We start from the raw sequence: 3,907 nt of genomic DNA on the forward strand, positions 1-3,907 counted from the left end.
GGGCAGGATGCGTCGTCTCTTAAGATGGGCGATGTCATGAAACTCGTCATGCCGAAAGTCAAGGGCAAAGCCGACGGGAAGGTCGTTTCCCAGACCGTCAAAAAAATCTTACAAAACAAGTAGTGAATTTATCATAAATCGCTTGACAAATCCGCTGATTGATTGTAATATTTAACCATGATTTAGACAACAAAATAAGTCATGAATCAAGTCAAAGAAGACTTCAAACCAAATTTTTGGGGAGAAGTCTTTTTTATTTGTTAAGGAGGAATTGGGTATGGTAAAAGAAGATTTAGTTTATGTCATTCCTGCAGGTCAGTATGGTAAAGAAGGGGTATTGGCCCTGCTCGAACAGCATCCGGAAATCAAATTTGTATCTCTCGTAGGCGTCGATCTCGCCGGCAATGATACAGATGAAAAGATTCCTATTTCTACGTTCTTTGATGACTATGATGATTTCTTCAATGCAACGGCTTTCCAGACAGATGGTTCTTCCGTCGTCCTGCCGGGTATTGCAACGCTTTCCAATGCCCGTGTTGATATCAAGGCTGACCCCGGTGTAAACTGGTTCGTCGATTATAACGATGGCAACATCGATTATGCAACAGGCAAGCCGGTTGGTACTCTCCGTATCCCCAGCTTTCTGCGTCATGCAACGGGCTATATCGATTCCCGTTCCATTCTCCGCAACACATTGAATTATGTTAATGATGAACTTCTGGCAGTCATCAAAAAATACGGCGTCAAAGGCCTGACCATTAATACTGACGATATCGAAAAAATCGTATTTACGACGGCAACCGAACTGGAATTCTGGGTCAAGACCCCGAGCCAGGAAGTGGCAACACGCAGCCTTTCCGTTACACAGAAACTGCAGGAATCGTATTGGCAGCGTACACACGGCGTAGTCCGTACAGCTTTGGAACAGGCTGTTGAACGCCTCCGTCTCTATGGCCTCGAACCAGAAATGGGTCATAAAGAAGTCGGTGGTATCAAAGCCCAAATTGATGATTCCGGTAATCTGATTTACGTTCTCGAACAGCTCGAAATCGACTGGAAATACACAGGCGATCCCGTACAGACGGCTGATAACGAAATCCAGGCCCGTGTCATCGTCCGTGAAGTATTCCGTGAAAACGGTCTTGAAGTTACGTTCCAGGCTAAACCGATTCAAGGCGTTGCCGGCAGTGGCGAACACACCCATATCGGCATCGGTGCCATCATGAAGAACGGTAAATTCGTCAACCTCTACAATCCTGATGACATGTCCCAGGAATTCCTGTCTGCTCTCGGCTATGGTGCTATCATGGGCATCCTGAAACATTACGAAGTCATCAATCCGTTCGTTTCTTCGACAAACGATGCCCTCAATCGTCTCAAACCGGGCTTTGAAGCTCCGGTCTGCATCGTAACAGCCCTCGGTGGCGAAACACCGGCTGTACAGTCCCGTAACCGTTCGGTCCTCATCGGCCTGATCCGCAATACGATGAAACCGGCTGCTACCCGTTTCGAACTGCGTGCTCCTAACGCTTTCACTAATACTTACATTGCCATTTCCCTGTTGTATATTGCCGCTCTCGACGGTATCAAATATACCCTGTCCAGTGGCAAGACACCGGCTGAATTATGTGCCGAACTTTCGAAGAAACCGGGCGATGACGCCGATTACCTTGAAAAAGACCGTGCATACCGCAGCGAAGTCGATGTATTTGAAGCCTTTACCGATGAAGAACGGGCTGACATGTTTGGCAAGGCTCCGAAGACCGTCTGGGAAAACTTCAAAGCTCTCGACGAATATCCGGAAAAACTGGCAGAAATTACCAAAGGTGCCTTTGAAAAACGTTTCGTAGAATCGTTTAAACTGGGCGCTCTTACCCGCTGGGCTCTGGAACTCCAGTACCGCATCATCCCGGACAACCTGGAAAAGGTCATTGCCTGCAAACAACTTCATACAGAAGCCGATTCCAACCCGCTGGAAGTTGAACGCTGGAAGATCATCAACACGCTCCGTACAGAACTGGGCCGCGATACGGAAAAGAATCTGTCTATCTTCTCCAAAATCAAAAAAGCCCTGGCTGTCAAAGATTATGATACGGCTTCCGACCTGATGGTCATCATGAACGACAAGATGGATGAATTGCTGAATCTGTATTATGAATACAGCCACAATGCATTCTAATAAACGTTGCAGTCTGTGATGCAGTAATACTGTATAAAGTAAACACCTGTCTTATGGGAGAATTATCTCATAAGGCAGGTGTTTTTGCGTCGTACGGCCATTGTCTCTCAAGCGGAACAGGTATTCAGCCAAAAGAACAGAAAGTTATTTATCTAATATACGCATATTGACTGGAGAAATAAGACATTTCTATTCGCAATACGTATCAACAACCTGTATTAAAGTACAGGTTATTTTTTTTTGAAATTTAGTATCCTATACGTAGATAAATAGAACTAAAAAAATAACAAAAGAATGCCCACGATGAATCATTTTGTAAAGGAGGTTGTATTATGGGTTTAATTAAAGCAGCGATGGGTGCGGCAGGTGGCGTCCTGGCCGACCAGTGGAAAGAGTTTTTCTATTGTGACAGTATGCCTGCAGACGTCCTGATGATGAAAGGGCAGAAGCGGATTAGTTCCCGTGGCCGCAGTTCCAATACGAGCGGGGAAGACAACATCATTTCTAATGGCTCGAAAATTGCCGTCAATAACGGACAGTGTATGATGATTGTCGAATCGGGCAAGGTCGTCGATCTCTGCAACGAGCCGGGCGAGTATATTTATGATAAATCTACGGAGCCATCTATTTTTACAGGTGATCTCAAGCAGGGACTCAAAGACATGTGGGGACAGATGAAGGAACGATTTACCTTTGGTGGCGATACGGGGAAAGATCAGCGTGTCTACTATTTCAACATGAAAGAACTGGTCGGTAATAAATACGGTACGCCCCAGGAAGTTCCTTTCAAGATGAAAGATCCCGATACGGGGCAGATTCTTCTGATCCGTCTGCGTTGTTTTGGCGAATATAGTTATCATATCGTCGATCCCGTCCTGTTCTATACGAATATAGCGAGCAATGTCGACGACAGGTATGAACGCAGCCAGATTGACAGCCAGTTGAAATCGGAACTGCTCAATGCGCTGCAGCCGGCTTTCGCCAGGTTGAGCGCCCAGAGGATTGACTACGTCGAACTGCCGGGACGGACGTTTGAAATCGCCGATGCCCTGAATGAGGTCCTGTCCAAACGATGGCGGGAACTGCGCGGTCTGGAAATCGTATCCTTTGGCATCAACAGTATCAAAGCTAATGAAGAAGATGAAGCGAAAATCCAGAAAGTACAGATGGGTAAGACGCTGTCAGATCCGTCCCTGGCCATGGGAGCTATGGCTGATGCCACCAGCGATTCCATGCGTATGGCCGCCCAGAATGAAGGTGCCGGCGGTGCAGCTTTTGGTTTCATGAACATGAGTATGGCCGGCAATGCCGGTGCCGGCATGTATCAGCAGATGGCTCAGCAGCAGGATCTGATGAACCGGCGGCAACGACTGATGGACCCGCAGCAGTTCGAAGCGGAACGGGTCGTAGCTGCGCAGGCAGGCGGAGCGATGGCAGCCGGTACGGCAGGCAGCTGGACCTGACCGCAATGCGGCACGGCGAACCAAGGCAAGTTCTGCCTCAACTGCGGAACGAAGAAACCGGAACCTAAACCGGCTGAAGGTATGTGGGACTGTGGCTGTGGACAGAAAGGCAATATGGGAAAATTCTGTGAAAATTGTGGCAAGCCCCGTCCGGAACAGAAAAAAGATACCGATGGATGGACCTGCCCGCAGTGCGGCGCTGTCAATCAGGGCAAGTTCTGTATGGAATGCGGTACGAAAAAGCCGGCTGATGCCCCTCTTTTCA

Annotated in this window: 3 protein-coding genes; all 3 read left to right on the forward strand. The window is 47.8% G+C overall.

What is annotated here, in order from left to right; all coding sequences use genetic code 11:
- A partial coding sequence (locus tag DBO31_RS09490; RefSeq protein WP_159897757.1) for a GatB/YqeY domain-containing protein occupies window positions 1-123 on the forward strand: 123 nt, incomplete at its 5' end.
- A gap of 154 nt (window positions 124-277) precedes the next feature.
- Window positions 278-2,179 (forward strand): glutamine synthetase, encoded by a 1,902-nt coding sequence (locus DBO31_RS04610; protein WP_059077467.1) that lies wholly within the window; start codon window positions 278-280, stop codon window positions 2,177-2,179.
- Between the two features lie 332 nt (window positions 2,180-2,511).
- Window positions 2,512-3,642 carry an SPFH domain-containing protein gene (locus DBO31_RS04615; RefSeq protein ID WP_234995391.1) on the forward strand — a complete coding sequence of 377 codons (1,131 nt, stop codon included), beginning with the start codon at window positions 2,512-2,514 and terminating at the stop codon, window positions 3,640-3,642.
- Window positions 3,643-3,907 lie beyond the last annotated feature (265 nt).

Origin of the sequence: Megasphaera sp. DJF_B143, assembly GCF_900320625.1 — a bacterium.
Classification (GTDB): domain Bacteria; phylum Bacillota; class Negativicutes; order Veillonellales; family Megasphaeraceae; genus Megasphaera; species Megasphaera hexanoica.